The following is a 17,823-nucleotide window of genomic DNA, read 5'->3' on the forward strand; positions in this document are numbered from 1 at the left end:
TTCTTCGTGATCGCGCGTCCACAGTTATGGCAGGGAATGAGGCGAATGTGCCGCTTTCTCGCCGCAAAGTGCTGGTGTAGCAGGCGCCCCGACGCACATTGTCGATTTGTTAACCATATCCGTTGAAAAGCAATTAACCGCTTCCGGTTACAGTCTGGCAACCGTGAATTTGACACTTCTCAAGGAGACCCGGCCCATGAGCCGAATTGACACCCCGGCAGCAAGCCGCATGCAGACCATCGCCCGCAATCCGGTCATGATCGCGCTCGTCATGACGCTTGCCCTTGCTGGCTGCGCTTCCAAGAAGAACCTGCCGAACGATGCTGCCGGCCTCGGACTCGGCGCAGGCGCGGCGACCCCGGGCTCACAGCAGGACTTCACCGTGAACGTCGGCGACCGCATCTTCTTCGATACCGACTCGACATCGATCCGAGCCGACGCACAGGCGACGCTCGACCGCCAGGCGCAGTGGCTGGCAAAATATCCGAACTACGCAATCACCATCGAAGGCCATGCCGACGAGCGCGGCACCCGCGAATACAACCTCGCGCTCGGCGCCCGCCGTGCTGCCGCGACCCGCGACTATCTCGTCAGCCGCGGCGTCCCTGGAAACCGCATGCGCACGATCTCCTACGGCAAGGAAAAGCCGGTCGCCGTTTGCGACGACATCTCCTGCTGGTCGCAGAACCGCCGCGCCGTTACCGTTCTCGGCGGCGCCGGCAGCTGATTATTCGGCAACGAGGGGGATTCGAAGGGCGGCCTGCGGGCCGCCCTTTCTTTTTTACCACACTTTGGCCGAACTCCGTTGCTTTTTCACGGGAGTTGGAAAACTGTGCGGCACCCCACCTCGGATTCGACGAATGTACTGAGCAAGGCGATTCAGGGGCGGGATAATCGGTTACGAACAGGACAAATGAAATGAAGAAATTTGTCGTGGCAGGACTGCTTGGCCTCGTGACCCTTGCGGGTCTCGGCTCTACAGCAGATGCCATGCCGCTTTCCGGGCTCTTTGCCCGTACGACGCAGACCGATGCCGGCAGCAAGGGCGACCTTCCGGTAATGAAGGTGCAGTCATCCGATATCGCACGGGTCGGTCAACTCGAGGAACAGATCCGCTCTCTCAACGGGCGTATCGAGGAAATGAGCTTCCAGCTCCTGCAGATGCAGGAGCAGATCCGGAAGTTCCAGGAGGACAACGAGTTCCGCTTCCAGGACCTGGAAAACGGCAGGTCCTCCTCCAAGAAGAGCGGCGCGCTTGAAACGCCGAAATCGAATGATCAGGCGTCCGTCACCCCCGGGGTGACGGATAGCCGGCCCTCGGGCGCTCCGGCTGCCGGCGGCGCCGATAGGGCGGGTGTCGATCCCAGCGGGCCAGGCGCAGCGCCCGCGCCGACGACGCTTGGTCAGATCATCTTCGACGAGAACGGCAATCCCGTCTCTGCAACGGCGGGCGTGGAGCCCGGGGCCAACGCCACTCTGCCCGGCGTCGACACAGGACTTGCGACTCAGGGCGGCGGCCTCAACGACAATCCGGGAAGCGTGCCCGACAGCGAGCAGGCGACCGCGTCCCTCAGCGATCCGGGCGATCTCTACCAAGCAGGCTACAGCCACGTGCTTTCCGGTGATTACAGCATCGCAGAGCAGGAATTCCGCGATTATCTCGATGCCTTTCCAAGCGGCGACAAGGCGGCGGATGCGAGCTTCTGGATGGGCGAGGCACAGTATTCGCAAGGCAAGTACAGCGAGGCGGCCAAGACCTTCCTCAACGCGCATCAGAGCCACGGCAAGTCACCGAAGGCTCCGGAAATGCTCTTGAAGCTCGGCATGTCCCTCGGCGCACTCGACAACAAGGAGACCGCCTGCGCCACGCTGCGCGAGGTCAACAAGCGCTATCCGAAAGCATCACCCGCCGTGAAGGCGAAGGTGGCGAGCGAGCAGAGCCGTTTCGGCTGCTGAGGCGGGCCAAGATGCCCCATGCCGTCCTCGATACGGCCCGAAATTTTCTCCGATCCTTTATCAGGCCCTGCAGGATTCTGGTTGCCGTCTCCGGTGGCAGCGACTCGATGGGGTTGCTTGTAGCCCTGCATGCGGCGATCGCCGCAGATGAGCGCCGTGGATTTTCCCTTGCCGCCTGCACTGTCGACCATGCGCTGAGGCCGCAGTCGGCTCGCGAAGCAGAAGATGTGGCGGCTTTTTGTGCCGCGCTCGGTATTGCCCACCGCGTGTATCGCTGGGAGGGCGCGAAGCCGTCGACCGGCATTCAGGCGGCGGCTCGGAACAAACGCTACGAATTATTGGCCGAGGCCGCGGGGGGGCTTGGCGCCGATTGCATCGCGACCGGCCATACGTGTGACGACCAGCAGGAGACCGTCGCCATGCGCGTTGCCCGCGGCAGAAGCGATGGTGCTGGAGACGGGGGGCAGGGCGAAGGGCATGGCGCCGCCGGCATGGCCGCGGCCATGTTGTACGGACGGCGGATCTGGGTGTTGCGGCCGTTTCTCGGCTTGGCGCGCGCCGAGATCCGCAGCTTTCTCCAGGCATGCGGCGTCTCCTGGACCGACGATCCGAGCAATGCCAACCCCGCCTTCGAGCGGGTCCGGGTGCGTGCCCGGATAGCGACATCCCAGGGGATGCCGACGCCCTTGTGCAACGGGCGTCAGCGCGCCGCCTCTTCCGCCAGAGCCGCCGCCCTGATCGAGAAGCGCATCCGCGTTCACGAGGCGCTCGTCGCGGAGGTTTCGGCACGGCATGCCGGGGAGATCGACGATGCGGACTGGCGCCGTGCGCTCCTGACGGTCGCGTCGGTTCTCGGCGGGCGCGACCACATGCCCGCTCGCGCCACGGTGCAGCGGCTTTCGCAGTTCCTGCGATCGGGTGAGCCCGGCCGCATGACGGCGGGACGGGTCGTCTTCGACCGGCGAGCAAGCGGTCTCTATCTCTATCGAGAGGCGCGCAACCTGCCGGGGCTCGCCGTCGGACCGGGCGGGCAGGGCATTTGGGATGGGCGGTTCACGGTAAAGAGCGGCGGGTCAGCGGTTACGGTCGCCGCGGACGCTTCGGGGAGGCTGTGGACTCAGAGGCTTATTGACGCAGGGCTGCCGACGGGGATTGCCAAGCGCGGATCCATGGTGGCACCAGAAATCGCGTCGGCGGACGGCGCGGGGCTCGCCTTCGGCGAGGCTCCGGCGAAAGTCGAGTACCACATCCCGCTTTACGACACCTTTTTGCCGGGTTTCGACAGGATCATGGCGGATGCGGTCGCCGTGTCGTTTGGGCGTGATCGATACCCCGCGCCGCCGGTGCACGATGTTTTGATAGAAATGGAAACGTAACCGGCGGTTTTCCTTGGCAAGGTCACCCCGGACACCTATGTTAGGACCAACAATACAGTCCGGCGAATGCGCGGGCTGCGACAGGTTCCGGGGAGTTCGATGAACCCTAATTTTCGAAATTTTGCCCTTTGGGCAATCATAGCGCTTCTCCTGATAGCGCTATTCAGCATGTTCCAGCAGCCGACCGAACGAGCAGGCTCGCGTGAAATTCCATTCTCGCAGTTCCTCAAGGACGTAGACGCGAGCCGCGTGAAGGACGTGGTGATCACCGGTTCGAAGGTGATCGGCAGCTACACCGAAAGCGGGGCGACTTTCCAGACCTATGCGCCCGCCGTCGACACGGCGCTGACGGAGCGGCTGGAAGCCAAGGACGTCACGGTCACGGTTCGGCCGGAGACGGACGGCTCGTCGGGCTTCCTCAGCTATATCGGAACGCTGTTGCCGATGCTCCTGATCCTCGGCGTCTGGCTGTTCTTCATGCGGCAGATGCAAGGTGGCTCGCGCGGCGCGATGGGTTTCGGAAAGTCCAAGGCAAAGCTTTTGACGGAAGCGCATGGCCGCGTGACCTTCGACGACGTCGCTGGTGTCGACGAGGCCAAGCAGGATCTCGAGGAAATAGTCGAATTCCTGCGCGACCCGCAGAAGTTCCAGCGCCTCGGTGGCCGCATCCCGCGCGGCGTGCTGCTGGTCGGACCGCCCGGCACCGGTAAGACGCTGCTTGCCCGCTCGGTTGCCGGCGAGGCGAACGTCCCCTTCTTCACGATTTCGGGTTCGGACTTCGTCGAAATGTTCGTCGGTGTCGGCGCATCGCGCGTCCGCGACATGTTCGAGCAGGCGAAGAAGAACGCCCCCTGCATCATTTTCATCGACGAAATCGATGCGGTCGGCCGCCATCGCGGCGCCGGTCTCGGCGGCGGCAACGACGAGCGCGAGCAGACGCTGAACCAGCTGCTGGTCGAGATGGACGGCTTCGAGGCGAACGAGGGCATCATCCTCATCGCAGCCACGAACCGGCCGGACGTGCTCGACCCGGCGCTTCTGCGTCCGGGCCGCTTCGACCGCCAGGTCGTCGTACCGAACCCGGACATCAACGGCCGCGAGCGGATCCTGAAAGTGCATGTCCGCAACGTGCCGCTCGCACCGAACGTGGACCTCAAGGTGCTGGCGCGCGGCACGCCGGGCTTCTCGGGCGCCGATCTCATGAATCTCGTCAACGAGGCCGCGCTGATGGCGGCGCGGCGCAACAAGCGCCTCGTTACCATGCAGGAGTTCGAGGACGCCAAGGACAAGATCATGATGGGCGCCGAGCGCCGCTCTTCGGCCATGACCGAAGCCGAGAAGAAGCTGACCGCCTATCACGAGGCGGGCCACGCGATCCTCGCGCTCAACGTCCCCTCGGCCGATCCGTTGCACAAGGCGACGATCATTCCCCGCGGCCGTGCGCTCGGCATGGTGATGCAGCTTCCCGAGGGCGACCGCTACTCGATGAGCTACAAGTGGATGATCTCGCGCCTTGCGATCATGATGGGCGGACGCGTTGCCGAGGAACTGACCTTCGGCAAGGAGAACATCACCTCCGGCGCATCCTCCGATATCGAGCAGGCGACGAAGCTTGCCCGGGCGATGGTGACGCAGTGGGGCTTCTCCGACCAGCTCGGTCAGGTCGCCTATGGCGAGAATCAGCAGGAGGTTTTCCTCGGCCATTCCGTCGCGCAGCAGAAGAACGTTTCGGAATCGACCGCCCAGAAAATCGACAACGAAATCCGCCGGCTGATCGACGAGGCCTATGAGACGGCGCGCCGCATCCTCATCGAAAAGAACCATGAATTCGTGGCTCTCGCGGAAGGATTGCTCGAATACGAGACGCTGACCGGCGACGAGATCAAGGCACTGATCCGCGGCGAGAAGCCGGCGCGCGATCTCGGGGACGACACACCACCGCATCGCGGCTCTGCAGTGCCGTCAGCCGGCACGAAGAAGGAAGCCGGCACCAAGGGCGAGGAGCCCGAAGGTGGGTTCGAACCGCAGCCGCAATAGGTTCCCACACATGCGCAAATCCAATGCCGCCGCTCCGGAAGGAGCGGCGGCATTTTTGGATGCTCGCGTTTCAGTGCAACAGTGGTGCGCCCAAGCGTTGCTCAGGGAAAGATCCGGTTGTAACGCGCTGTAATGATTTCTGATGTTATGATCGGTGCCGTATATTGCGGTTTTATGGCAAATATGGCGCAGATTTGCGGGCGGGTCGCGGAACTATGAAAACCAATAGCGGAACACGCAGGCGCACGCGGCCGGCACAAGAGGCGACGCCGAAGCAGGACAATGGAGTTTTTATGAAGCGCAGATATTTCGGCACCGACGGCATTCGCGGCCAGTCCAATATATTTCCGATGACGCCGGACCTCGCCATGCGGGTCGGCATTGCAGTAGGAACGATTTTCAGAAACGGCGCTCACCGCCACCGGGTGGTGATCGGCAAGGACACGCGCCTGTCCGGCTACATGCTCGAGAACGCGATGGTCGCGGGCTTCACGGCAGCGGGGCTCGACGTCTTTCTGCTCGGCCCGATCCCGACGCCCGGCGTTGCCATGCTGACGCGGTCGCTGAGGGCCGATATCGGCGTGATGATCTCCGCCTCGCACAATGCGTTCCGCGACAACGGCATCAAGCTCTTCGGGCCCGATGGCTACAAGCTCTCGGATGACATCGAACAAAAGATCGAAGAACTGTTGGAGCAGGATATGTCCGGGCAGCTGGCCAAGCCGGAGGATATCGGCCGGGCCAAGCGCGTCGACGGTGACATCTACCGGTATATCGAGCAAGCCAAGCGGACGCTGCCGCGCGACGTCACGCTGAAAGGTCTTCGGATCGCCATCGATTGCGCAAACGGTGCCGCCTACAAGGTCGCGCCCTCCGCCCTTTGGGAACTGGGCGCCGAAGTCGTTACGATCGGAACCGAACCGAACGGCGTCAACATCAACCTTGAGTGCGGATCGACGCATCCGGCGGCGCTTCAGAAGAAGGTGCACGAGGTGAGGGCGGATATCGGCATCGCGCTCGACGGAGACGCCGACCGTGTTCTGATCGTCGACGAGGAGGGGGCGGTCATCGACGGCGACCAACTCATGGCGGTCATCGCCGACAGCTGGGCGGCAGATGGCATGCTCAAGGGCGGCGGCATTGCCGCGACCGTCATGTCGAATCTCGGCCTCGAACGCTACCTTCAGGCGCGCCGGCTCAAGCTCCACCGCACCAAGGTGGGCGATCGCTACGTCGTCGAGCAGATGCGTCAGGACGGCCTGAACGTCGGTGGCGAACAATCGGGCCACATCGTACTTTCCGATTTCGGCACCACCGGCGACGGCCTCGTCGCGGCGCTGCAGATCCTCGCGGTCGTAAAGCGCCAGGGCAAGACTGTGAGCGAAATCTGCCGTCGTTTCGAGCCCGTGCCGCAGGTCCTGAAGAACGTTCGCGTTGCGGCCGGCAAGCCCCTGGAGGATGCCGGCGTGCAGCAGGCGATCGCCGATGCGGAGGCGCAGCTCGCCAAGAACGGGCGGCTGCTCATCCGGCCCTCCGGCACCGAACCGCTGATCCGCGTCATGGCGGAGGGCGACGACCGCGGTCAGGTCGAGCGCATCGTCGACGAACTCGTCAACGTGATCGGCGGCGTGCGCAACGCTGCCTGATTAAGAAATAGCCGCTGCCCCTCATCCGCAGGCGGATGAGGGGCAATCACTGTACGTAAATATACCGACCGAATACTTCCAAAAGTTAATATTCAAGGTAAATTTTTGTAGTTAATCAGGGATTAACCTTTCCCCTTCATCATGCGTCGAAGCATACAAAACGGCTGCGACTATGATCCGTCAGCCGTTCAAGAATACACTAATGTATTGGGGTTGGGGCATGAAGAAGATTTTTAGGGGCGTTGCTGCGGCTCTGCTGAGCGGCACGCCGGTTTATGCAGCGGACGTCTATCAGCCGCCCGTAGAAGCACCGTTCGTCGAGCAGCCGGTGGAGGTGGTCGAAGCCAGCGGCTGGTATTTGCGCGGCGACGTCGGTTACGCGTGGAACGATTTGCGCGGTGCCCACTATTTCCAGGGCTCGAACAGCAATCTGGTCGATTTCGACCGCGCCGATGTAGATGATTCCTACGTCCTTGGCGGCGGTGTCGGATACCAGATCAACAGCTATCTGCGTGCCGACGTCACGCTCGACTATCTCGGCGAGTCCGACTTCAACGGCTCTACCAGCGGTGGTTGCGGGGTTGCCGTCAACTGCGTCTCGAACGACGTCGCATCGATGTCCGCCTGGAGCCTGCTGGCCAATGCCTATGTGGACCTCGGGACCTACGGTGCCTTCACACCCTATGTCGGTGCCGGTATCGGTGGCACCCGGGTAAAGTGGGGAACCCTGCGCAACACGAGTTGCGACGTTACGGATCCCGGCAACTGCGACCCGACGATCGAGCACAAGGGCGAAAGCGATTGGCGCTTCACCTATGCGCTGATGGCCGGTACCGCCGTGGATCTCACCTGCAATCTCAAGGCCGATGTCGGCTACCGCTTCCGCCATATCAACGGCGGCAACATGTTCGGCTACAATCTCAACAGCGGCCCGGCCTACGACAAGGACATCTATGTGCACGAGGCGCGCGCCGGCCTGCGCTATTCCTTCGGCAACAATTGCGAAGCGGCCTATGTGCCGCCGGCCGAGCCGATCGTATATAAGTGATCCGGGCTAAGGCCCGTTGAGTTCGGGCCACCGCCGCCGCTTGTTTGATCGCCTCATCCCTGTGACAAGCACAGGGACGAGGCAGAGGCCAGATTGCAGTCCTGCGAAAAGTTCCCTACAGCGCCGCGCGTCTTATGAGACGCGCAAATGGCGCTGTAGCCCTTTGAGCTGCTGCATGCTTTTGTCCATTGATCGCTTTCCACGTTCCTAAGAGACATGGTTAACCCGTAGTTAACCCGTGCCTGCAATAGTTAACGCGAATGGCCAGCTTCATGCTGCAGCGCTTTGCGTCTCGCGCAAGCCCGCAGCACCTGGCCGAGCGAAAGGGCATGGCATGGATTGGCGACGGGGATTTTGCAGCATGGCACTCTGCGCCGGCCTGTTGGCGCCGTTCTCTGCACAGGCCGCCGACGAAGAACTGCTCGACGCGCCCGAGATCACGATTTCGCCGGAAGCGACCGGCGGCGGCCTTTATCTGCGTGGCGACATCGGCTACGCAGCCTGGCTGGACGAGGGCGATCCCTTCTACCGCTCCTCTGGCGGCACGGGAGCCGTTTCCTTCGACGACGCGCGCTTCGACAAGCCGGCCTCCGCCACCATCGGCCTCGGCTATCAATTCACCGACGTCATTCGTGCCGATCTAACGGCCGAATATTTCGAGGGCCGCTTCGACGGGGCGTCGCTGTCGGCCAGTCCGTGCGCGGGCGAGGGAGCGGGGACGAGGTGCGCGCTTTCCCATAGCGCCAATTTTTCCGCGCTCGGCCTGATGGCAAACGGTTATGTCGATCTGGCGACGCTTGCCGGTTTCACGCCGTATCTCGGTGCCGGTATCGGAGCGACCCGGATCGACTGGAAAACGACCCATGAGACCTCGACCTGCGTCGGGGCAGGCGGGGCCTGCTCCGGGGCGGCGGGCGGTGCTTCCTATGGCGGGCGGGACAGCTGGCGCTTTACCTATGCCCTCATGGCGGGCGCCTCCTACGACGTCACGGATCGGCTGAAGTTCGATGCCGGCTATCGCTATTCGCAGATTGCGGATGGCGACATGTTTGGCTCCGGGGGCGCCAAGGGCTATGATGACGGACTGTCGCGTCATGAGTTCCGCGTCGGCTTGCGTTTCGCGCTTTGGTGATGCGGTGCCGGTTTGCTCGAAACGGCAAAACTTTCTTCAAACGCGACGCGACCGCTTGACTTCCTCTCCGAGCCGCAATATTCCCGGCGGCGGGACACCCCTCCCCAACGAGGGGCTTCTATCTGAGAGGATAGCATATGACGAAGCCTGCCAAGCCGGCCATGCGCCCGGCCAATACTCATTTTTCTTCTGGTCCTTGCGCCAAGCGTCCCGGTTGGACGCTCGAAGCTCTCTCCGATGCCCCGCTCGGTCGCTCGCACCGAGCCAAGATCGGAAAGACAAAGCTCAAGCAAGCGATAGACCTCACCCGCGAAATTCTCGAAGTTCCGGCCGATTACCGTATCGGTATCGTGCCCGCTTCGGACACCGGTGCCGTTGAGATGGCGCTTTGGTCGCTGCTCGGCGCCCGCGGCGTCGACATGCTGGCCTGGGAGAGCTTTGGTGCCGGCTGGGTGACCGACGTCGTCAAGCAGTTGAAGCTTTCCGATGTCCGCCGCCTGGAGGCCGATTACGGCGCGCTCCCGGACCTGACCAAGGTCGATTTCGATCGCGACGTGGTCTTCACCTGGAACGGCACGACCTCCGGCGTGCGGGTCCCGAATGCCGATTTCATTCCCGCGGATCGCAAGGGCCTGACCATCTGCGATGCGACCTCCGCCGCCTTCGCGCAGGCGCTCGATTTCGCCAAGCTCGACGTCGTGACCTTCTCCTGGCAGAAGGTGCTCGGCGGAGAGGGCGCCCATGGCGTGCTGATCCTCAGCCCCCGCGCAGTCGAACGGCTGGAGACCTATGTCCCCGCCTGGCCGCTGCCGAAGATCTTCCGCATGACCAAGGGCGGCAAGCTGATCGAGGGTATCTTCACCGGCGAGACGATCAATACGCCGTCCATGCTCTGCGTCGAGGACTATATCGACGCGCTTCTCTGGGCGAAGTCGGTCGGTGGCCTTGAGGGTCTGATGGCCCGCGCCGATGCCAATGCCGAGGTCATTCACCGTTTCGTTGCGGCCAATGACTGGATCGCCAACCTCGCGGTGAAGCCCGAAACCCGCTCCAATACGTCGGTCTGCCTGAAGATCGCCGACAATGATGTGTCGGCGCTCGACGCGGACGCACAGGCCGCCTTCGCCAAGGGGGTCGTGGCCCTCCTCGAGAAGGAAGGCGTCGCATTCGACATCGGCCATTATCGCGATGCGCCGTCCGGGCTTCGCATATGGGCGGGCGCGACGATCGAGACGTCCGACATGGAAGCGTTGATGCCGTGGCTTGCCTGGGCTTTCGAGACCCAGAAGGCGACGCTTTCGCAGGCTGCCGCCTGATCCGATGCGATCCGCTTCGCTCTCCCTGAGGGCGAAGCCTAATCCCCAATGGTTCAGACCTGTTTTTCAAGGAGGCCTTCATGGCACCTCGCGTTCTCGTATCCGATGAACTGTCGGAAACCGCTGTCCAGATATTCCGCGACCATGGCGTGGAAGTGGATTTCCAGCCGAAGCTTGGCAAGGACAAGGAGAAGCTTGCCGAGATCATCGGCAATTACGACGGCCTTGCCATCCGCTCCGCCACCAAGGTGACCGAAAAGCTGATCGCCGCCGCGACCAATCTCAAGGTCGTCGGCCGCGCCGGCATCGGCGTCGACAATGTCGACATTCCCGCCGCTTCGCGCCGCGGCATCATCGTCATGAACACGCCCTTCGGCAACTCGATCACCACCGCCGAGCATGCGATCGCGTTGATGTTCGCCGTTGCAAGGCAGCTTCCCGCCGCCGACGGCTCGACCCAGGCCGGCAAGTGGGAGAAGTCGAAGTTCATGGGCGTCGAGATCACCGGCAAGGTGCTCGGGGTCATCGGCGCCGGCAATATCGGCTCGATCGTCTGCGCCCGCGCGATCGGTCTCAAGATGCACGTCATCGCCTATGATCCGTTCCTGTCGAAGGAGCGGGCAGAGGAAATGGGCGTCGTCAAGGTCGAGCTCGACGAACTCCTCGCCCAGGCAGACTTCATCAGCCTGCACGTGCCGCTGACGGACAAGACCCGCAACATCCTGAACGCGGAGGCGATTGCGAAGACCAAGCCGGGCGTGCGTATCATCAACTGCGCCCGCGGCGGTCTCGTCGATGAAAGGGCGCTTGCCGAGGCCCTCAAGTCCGGCCACGTCGCCGGCGCAGGCTTCGACGTCTTCGAGGTCGAGCCCGCCACGGAGAGCCCGCTCTTCGGCCTGCCGAACGTCGTCTGCACGCCGCATCTCGGCGCATCGACGACCGAGGCGCAGGAGAACGTCGCTCTGCAGGTCGCCGAGCAGATGTCGGAATATCTCGTCAAGGGTGCGGTCACGAACGCCATCAACATGCCGTCGATCACGGCGGAAGAGGCGCCGATCCTGAAGCCCTTCATCCGGCTCGCGGACGTTCTCGGTGCCTTTGTCGGACAGGTCACCGAAAGCGCGATCAAGGAGATCGAGATTCTCTACGACGGCTCGACCGCGGCGATGAACACCAAGGCGCTGACGAGCGCGGCGCTCGCCGGCCTGATCCGCCCGCAGGTGGCCGACGTCAACATGGTTTCGGCGCCGGTCATGGTCAAGGAAAAGGGTGTGATCCTTTCCGAGGTCAAGCGCGACAAGACCGGTGTCTTCGACGGCTACATCAAGCTGACTGTCAAGACGGCGAACCAGACCCGCTCCGTCGCAGGGACCGTCTTCTCCGACGGCAAGCCGCGCTTCATCCAGATCAAGGGCATCAATCTCGATGCGGATGTCGGCAATCACATGGTCTACATAACCAACACCGACGTCCCCGGCATGATCGGCTTCATCGGATCGACCCTCGGCGACGCGGGCGTCAACATCGCCAATTTCCAGCTCGGCCGTGAGAAGCAGGGCGGCGATGCGATCGCGCTGCTTTACGTCGATGGCCCGGTTTCGGAGACCGTGCTCGACAAGCTGCGGGCGAACGAAGCGATCCGCCAGGCAAAGCCGCTGGTGTTCAATATCGACTGAGCCGCACTCGGGCTTTCAAATTGCCCCTTCCCGCAGGCGTCCGCAGGGGAGGGGCTTTACCATTATGTCACCGCGGCAGCTTCGGCCGGCCGCGTTCGGCAATGGCGATGCCGCCGAGGACGAGTGCCAAAGCCGCGAGATGAAACGGGTGGAATATCTCGCCGACCAGAAGGACGGAGAGAAGGGTCCCGAACACGGGAATGGCGTTGATGAACAGGCCGGCACGATTGGCGCCGATCATCTCGACGCCGCGAACATAGAGAACCTGCGACATCAGCGAGGGGAAGATCGCCGCATAGATCACAATCGCCCAGCCGGTCGCATCCGGCATGATTGCCGTACCTTTCCCGATCTCCCACAAGAGGAGCGGTATGGCGCTCAGCAGCGCCCCGAAGGCCGGGGCGGCTATGAAGCTCTGCCAATGCATTGCCGGTTTCCACCGCAGCGCAACCGTATATGCGGCATAGACGATGCAGGCGAGGATCATCAGCGCGTCGCCGAAATTGAAGCTCAGGCGCATGAGGCTGGCGAGATCGCCATGGGCGGCGGTAATGAGCACGCCGATTAACGTCACGGTAAAGCCGATGACCTGGGCGAGCGACGCCTTCATCTTGAAAAGCGCGAAATTGAAGATGAAGATCAGCATCGGAATGCCGGCCTGAAGGATGACGGCATTGATGGCGCTGGTGTATTGCACCGCGGAATACAGGAACGCATTGAACATGGTGAAGCCGACGGCGCCATAGGCAAGCAGCTGCAGCCAGTGCTGGCGGATCTTTTGCCAGTCACGGCGGATCTGCGGCGTCATCAGGGCCAGGATGACCGCAAGCGCGAGCAACCAGCGCAGGGTCGTCAGCATCATCGGGCTGACGTGCCCGACGGCCATCTTGCCCGCCACTGAATTGCCGCCCCAAAAGAGCGCGGTAATACCGAGATAGAAATAGGCCCTGGCGTTCACGATGATACGGTCCGTGTGGGGTGGAGGAGGATTGCCGGAATGGCACGAGAGTTCGAGATATAGGCGTTAGATCCGCGGTTTGTCATTCAAAAAGGGCTGGCCACCGCTCATAACGGGGTCGCTTTCCGAAAGACAACACAGTATAGATGCGCGGGTTTGAGAACAGCGCAACGTCCGCATGCGCGTGTAAACAGGAAGAGAATTATGACGAATGTCGTGGTGGTCGGATCCCAGTGGGGCGACGAAGGCAAAGGCAAGATCGTGGATTGGCTCTCGGAACGCGCCGACATCGTGGTGCGCTTCCAGGGCGGCCACAATGCCGGCCACACGCTGGTGATCGACGGCGTCAGCTACAAGCTGTCGCTGCTGCCTTCGGGTGTCGTCCGCCCCGGCAAGCTCGCCGTCATCGGCAATGGCGTGGTGATCGACCCTCATGCATTGCTCGCCGAGATTGACAAGCTTGCGGCCCAGGGCGTCAAGGTCACGCCCGAGAACCTGCGCATCGCCGACAATGCCACGCTCATTCTCTCGTTGCACCGCGAGCTCGACGGCATACGCGAAGACGCGGCTTCAAACAGCGGCACGAAGATCGGCACGACCCGCCGCGGCATCGGTCCGGCCTACGAGGACAAGGTCGGCCGCCGCGCGATCCGCGTCATGGATCTTGCCGATCTCGACACGCTGCCGGCAAAGGTCGATCGGCTGCTGACGCATCACAACGCGTTGCGCCGCGGCCTCGGCGAGGCCGAAATCAGCCATCAGGCGATCATGGACGAGTTGTCGTCGGTTGCCGAGCGCGTGCTGCCGTTCATGGACACGATCTGGCTGCTGCTGGACCGGCAGCGTCGCAAGGGCGCACGGATTCTCTTCGAAGGCGCGCAGGGCACGCTGCTCGATATCGATCACGGCACCTATCCCTTCGTGACCTCGTCAAATACGGTCGCCGGTCAGGCCGCCGCCGGCTCGGGCATGGGCCCCGGCGCGCTCGGCTATATCCTCGGCATCACCAAGGCCTACACGACGCGGGTCGGCGAAGGGCCGTTCCCGACCGAACTCGACGATGAGATCGGCCGCTTCCTGGGAGAGCGCGGCCATGAATTCGGGACGGTGACGGGGCGCAAGCGCCGTTGCGGCTGGTTCGATGCTGCGCTGGTGCGCCAGTCGGTGGCCGCTAACGGCATCACGGGCATAGCGCTCACCAAGCTCGACGTGCTCGACGGGCTGGACGAGTTGAAGATTTGCGTCGGCTATACTCTGGATGGACAGCAGATCGACCATCTTCCCGCAAGTCAGGCACAGCAAGCTTCGGCAAAGCCGGTCTATATCACGCTCGAGGGATGGAAAGAATCGACGGTGGGCGCCCGCACTTGGGCCGATCTTCCGGCGCAGGCGATCAAGTATGTTCGCCAGGTCGAGGAACTGATCGGCGCGCCGGTCGCGCTACTTTCGACCAGCCCGGAACGGGACGACACGATACTTGTGACGGACCCTTTTGAGGACTAGTGTCGGCGCAAGGAAAGCGGCGACGCGGCAATTGCCGCGGGTCTGGAAATTGAGAAAGTACTGATGGCGGATTTTGTTGCAGTTATTCGCAGGACGGTCGACGGCCTGTCGGAAAACACACTGGAAATGCGAGGCAGGGTCTACGAGAAGGCGCGCGGTGCCGTGCGCCGCCAGCTCGAGAGCATGAACCCCCGGCCGTCGGACGACATGATCAACCGCCAGCTCAACAAGCTGGAACAGGCAATCTCCGAGGTTGAAAGCGAGCACGCCGAAGCCCTGCCGCCGGTCGAGGAAACCGAAGCTCTCGAGCCGGATACGCTCGAAGCACCGCCGGGCGACGAGGCCGCCACACCGGTAACGCAGGAGGCGGAGCCCGAGGCACTGCCGGCCGCATCCGTCGAAACGGAGCAGACCGCCCCAACGCCGGTCGAAGAGCCTGCTTCGGACGCCGCCCCCGAAGAGCCCGAAGATCTTGTGCAATCGGCCCCCGATGAGGAGCCGCCCGCACCGGTTGCCGAGGCCCCCACGGTCGACATGCGCGACGAGGCACCGCTTCACGAAGAGGAGCCGGCCGACGCTGCCGCCGCCGTTCCGCAACGGGATGAGCCGGCCGAGGAACAGCAACCGGCCGCCGAAGCCGATGCGCAGCAGGAACATCCTGCCCAAGACGTGACGGCCGCCGAGCCCGATCCGCAGGATGTCAGCCGCGATGAGGCTGAGGTCGAATTATATCCGGCCGAGCCGGCACCGGACGAGGCGACGCCGGTGGAGGTCCAGGCCGATGATGTGCCGGACAGGCGGGGACCATCCGAGTGGGCTTTGCCCGAATGGGAGGATACCACCCCCTCGCCACGGCCGAGCGAGGTCCCGGTCGAGCCGGAAGACCATAGGCAGGACGAGACGTCGCCGGCCGAGCCCGAGCGGCTGGGGATACATCCGGTCGAGCCGGAAAAGGCCGAAACGGAACAGCATAGCGGCGAGGCGGATGCAGCGCGCTCCTGGTCATTCGACGACAGCGATCCCTTCGCCCAAGGTACCGAAGGCAAGAAGGACCGGCCGGCCGACGAGCCGGAAATTTCCGAATGGTCGTGGCCCGTCGAGAAGGCTCCGGCCGCCGCGAACCAGGAAGAGCGTGCCGGCACTGCCTGGGATCATGTCGACGATCTGCTCGGTTTTGAGGACGACGGCCGGACGGCGAATGGTTCGGCGAGCAACAAGGACAAAGACAGCAGCCTTGCCGCGCCGCCTGCGGTTCCCGCTCGCCCCGCGTCCTATCGCGCCACGCCCAAGCCCAGCCGGTTCAGCATCAAACGCCTGGCGATCGGCGGGGCGGTCGTGCTTCTCCTCGGCGCCGGCGGCTACGCCTACTGGCAGAACAGAGAGGCGGGCAATGCCTGGCTCACGGGCATGGTCGCGAAGATCATGCCGAGCGATCCCGCCGAGACGCCGGCACCGGCGACACCCGGTGGCGAGGCCGAGCCGGCGAACCAACCGGCCGAACAGTCCGGCACCAAGGAAAATACGGCGCTTTCCGATGCTGCTTCCACCAAGTTCACCCAGCGGCTGCTTGCCGATGGAACGGAAAGGGACGAGGGACCTGCCGTCGCGACCGAGACGGCCGCTTCTCAGGAAGGCAAATCCGTCGCTGCACGGACGCATGCGGTAGAGCCGCCGAACGCCAATGCCGGCGTGCAACAGGCGGCAGCGGATCAGACGGCCTCGCCGGTGCCCGGCCAGACCGCCAGCGAGGCAGCAGCGCAGCCCGAGGTTTCCGTCGCCGATGGCGAGAAGATGTTCCTCTATGAAGAGAGGCTCGGCCAGTCCTCGCCGACCGCGATTCCCGGCACCGTTGCCTGGTCGATCAAGGAGGAGTCGCCAGGCGGCGACGCCAAGCCCGAGCCCGCCATCCAGGCGCAGATCACGGTTCCCGATCGTGGCCTCACGGCTCTGATGACCATCAAGCGCAATGCCGATCCGTCCTTGCCGGCAAGCCACGTGATCGAATTCGTGTTTTCGCTGCCCGAGAGCTTCGAGGGCGGCGCCATAGACGGCGTCCAGCGCGTCTCGATGAAGCGAACCGAGCAGGACCGCGGCGATCCGCTGATCGCCGTCCCGGCGAAGATCACCGACGACTTCCACATGATCGCACTCAACGATTTTGCCGAAGCGGTCAGCAACAACACCGAACTTCTGCGCAGCCGCAGCTGGATCGATATCCCGATCACCTACCGCAACGGCCGCCGCGCTCTCCTCACCCTGGAGAAAGGGCAGGGCGGAGCGGACGCCTTCAACAAGGCTTTGCAGGCTTGGGGAAGTCCCGGCAGCACAGCTTCCAGCGGGCAATAGTCTGAGGCCTGTTGAGATCCAGGCCACCCGCCGCCGCTTGTTTGATCGCCTCGTCCCTGTGACGAGCACCGCGATGAGGATGAGAGGGTGCGGTTCCTTGGCGCGCTTCATAAACCGTGAAGATGGTGAGGCGGCGCGGAAGGTCGCGGGCCAGGCCCGGGTACAGCGTCCCGCTTCGCTTTGATGCGAGAATGTAGGAGCCGTACATCCTGGTCCCTCATTCCTGTGCTTGTCACAGGAATCCAGTCAGACCAAGTCCTTGGGCTGAAAGAACGCTTCCCGCGCCGCAGACGCGGCGCTGCTGGATCCCTGTGACGAGCACAGGGATGAGGGTCGAGAGGGTGCGGTCCCTCGGCGCGTCTCAAAAAGACGTAACTTTTCGTTGCGTGACGGGTTGACCATTCCCTCGCATATTCGCAAGTGAGGGTTGTAGCAACCGCTCATCCCGGTCCCTCATTCCTGTGCTTGTCACAGGAATCCAGCCAGACCAAGTCCTTGGGCTGAAAGAACGCTTCCCGCGCCGCAGACGCGGCGCTGCTGGATCCCTGTGACGAGAGCAGGGATGAGGGGAGGAGACGTCGCAGTCCTCCGAAAACTTTCCTACAGCGCCGCGCGTCTTACGAGACGCGCAAAGGTCGCTGTAGCACTTGAGCTGCTGCTCGGTCGGTACTCATGGAATTCCAGCGCATCGCCATCCGTGCCGACAAAACCCACCAGAGCTTCAACGCCATTATCCATCTCGCGGCCGCCGCCCATCCGGAAGTGCGCAGTGTCAGAACACATGAAGACATGAAAAATCCCGGCTAGATCTCCCGCCGGGACTTTCGTT

General features: G+C 63.1%; 13 protein-coding genes. 12 read left to right on the top strand and 1 reads right to left on the bottom strand.

Annotation, left to right across the window (positions count from 1 at the left end; genetic code table 11):
• The first annotated feature begins 196 nt into the window (after positions 1 to 196).
• The 9 genes from pal (at position 197) to serA (ending at position 12,187) form a co-directional block, all read left to right on the top strand.
• Complete coding sequence (gene pal / locus ACFHWW_RS08865; protein WP_018096846.1) at positions 197 to 727, top strand: peptidoglycan-associated lipoprotein Pal; 531 nt, start codon at positions 197 to 199, stop codon at positions 725 to 727.
• A 191-nt stretch (positions 728 to 918) separates the two neighbouring features.
• Positions 919 to 1,956 carry a tol-pal system protein YbgF gene (ybgF, locus tag ACFHWW_RS08870; protein ID WP_379938001.1) on the top strand — a complete coding sequence of 346 codons (1,038 nt, stop codon included), beginning with the start codon at positions 919 to 921 and terminating at the stop codon, positions 1,954 to 1,956.
• An 11-nt stretch (positions 1,957 to 1,967) separates the two neighbouring features.
• The gene (gene tilS / locus ACFHWW_RS08875) at positions 1,968 to 3,332 is read left to right on the top strand and encodes a tRNA lysidine(34) synthetase TilS (RefSeq protein ID WP_379938002.1); all 1,365 of its coding nucleotides are present in this window, start codon (positions 1,968 to 1,970) and stop codon (positions 3,330 to 3,332) included.
• Positions 3,333 to 3,431: 99 nt separating this feature from the next.
• Complete coding sequence (ftsH, locus tag ACFHWW_RS08880; RefSeq protein ID WP_100672988.1) at positions 3,432 to 5,369, top strand: ATP-dependent zinc metalloprotease FtsH; 1,938 nt, start codon at positions 3,432 to 3,434, stop codon at positions 5,367 to 5,369.
• A gap of 293 nt (positions 5,370 to 5,662) precedes the next feature.
• Positions 5,663 to 7,015, top strand: a complete 1,353-nt coding sequence (gene glmM / locus ACFHWW_RS08885) for a phosphoglucosamine mutase (RefSeq protein ID WP_100673061.1) — start codon at positions 5,663 to 5,665, stop codon at positions 7,013 to 7,015.
• A gap of 172 nt (positions 7,016 to 7,187) precedes the next feature.
• Positions 7,188 to 8,063 (top strand): outer membrane protein, encoded by an 876-nt coding sequence (locus ACFHWW_RS08890; RefSeq protein WP_198516772.1) that lies wholly within the window; start codon positions 7,188 to 7,190, stop codon positions 8,061 to 8,063.
• 361 nt (positions 8,064 to 8,424) lie between these two features.
• Positions 8,425 to 9,195 (top strand): outer membrane protein, encoded by a 771-nt coding sequence (locus ACFHWW_RS08895; protein ID WP_026168798.1) that lies wholly within the window; start codon positions 8,425 to 8,427, stop codon positions 9,193 to 9,195.
• 137 nt (positions 9,196 to 9,332) lie between these two features.
• Positions 9,333 to 10,511, top strand: a complete 1,179-nt coding sequence (locus ACFHWW_RS08900; RefSeq protein WP_379938003.1) for a phosphoserine transaminase — start codon at positions 9,333 to 9,335, stop codon at positions 10,509 to 10,511.
• An 80-nt stretch (positions 10,512 to 10,591) separates the two neighbouring features.
• A complete protein-coding gene (gene serA, locus ACFHWW_RS08905) occupies positions 10,592 to 12,187 on the top strand; it encodes a phosphoglycerate dehydrogenase (RefSeq protein WP_100672990.1) in 1,596 nt (531 codons plus the stop codon).
• Positions 12,188 to 12,254: 67 nt separating this feature from the next.
• Here serA and ACFHWW_RS08910 read toward each other — a convergent pair whose 3' ends face one another.
• Positions 12,255 to 13,145, bottom strand: coding sequence for a DMT family transporter (locus ACFHWW_RS08910; protein ID WP_100672991.1), 891 nt, complete (start codon positions 13,143 to 13,145; stop codon positions 12,255 to 12,257).
• Positions 13,146 to 13,349: 204 nt separating this feature from the next.
• Here ACFHWW_RS08910 and ACFHWW_RS08915 point away from each other — a divergent pair, with 204 nt between their 5' ends.
• The 3 genes from ACFHWW_RS08915 to ACFHWW_RS08925 all read left to right on the top strand — a co-directional run bounded on the left by ACFHWW_RS08915 (position 13,350) and on the right by ACFHWW_RS08925 (position 17,801).
• On the top strand, positions 13,350 to 14,648 hold the full coding sequence (locus ACFHWW_RS08915) for an adenylosuccinate synthase (RefSeq protein ID WP_275597386.1): 1,299 nt from the start codon (positions 13,350 to 13,352) through the stop codon (positions 14,646 to 14,648).
• A gap of 63 nt (positions 14,649 to 14,711) precedes the next feature.
• Positions 14,712 to 16,994, top strand: a complete 2,283-nt coding sequence (locus ACFHWW_RS08920) for a hypothetical protein (RefSeq protein ID WP_379938004.1) — start codon at positions 14,712 to 14,714, stop codon at positions 16,992 to 16,994.
• Between the two features lie 672 nt (positions 16,995 to 17,666).
• Complete coding sequence (locus ACFHWW_RS08925; RefSeq protein ID WP_275597387.1) at positions 17,667 to 17,801, top strand: hypothetical protein; 135 nt, start codon at positions 17,667 to 17,669, stop codon at positions 17,799 to 17,801.
• Positions 17,802 to 17,823 lie beyond the last annotated feature (22 nt).

This window comes from Sinorhizobium sp. P24N7 (assembly GCF_042436655.1).
Taxonomy (GTDB): domain Bacteria; phylum Pseudomonadota; class Alphaproteobacteria; order Rhizobiales; family Rhizobiaceae; genus Sinorhizobium; species Sinorhizobium meliloti_A.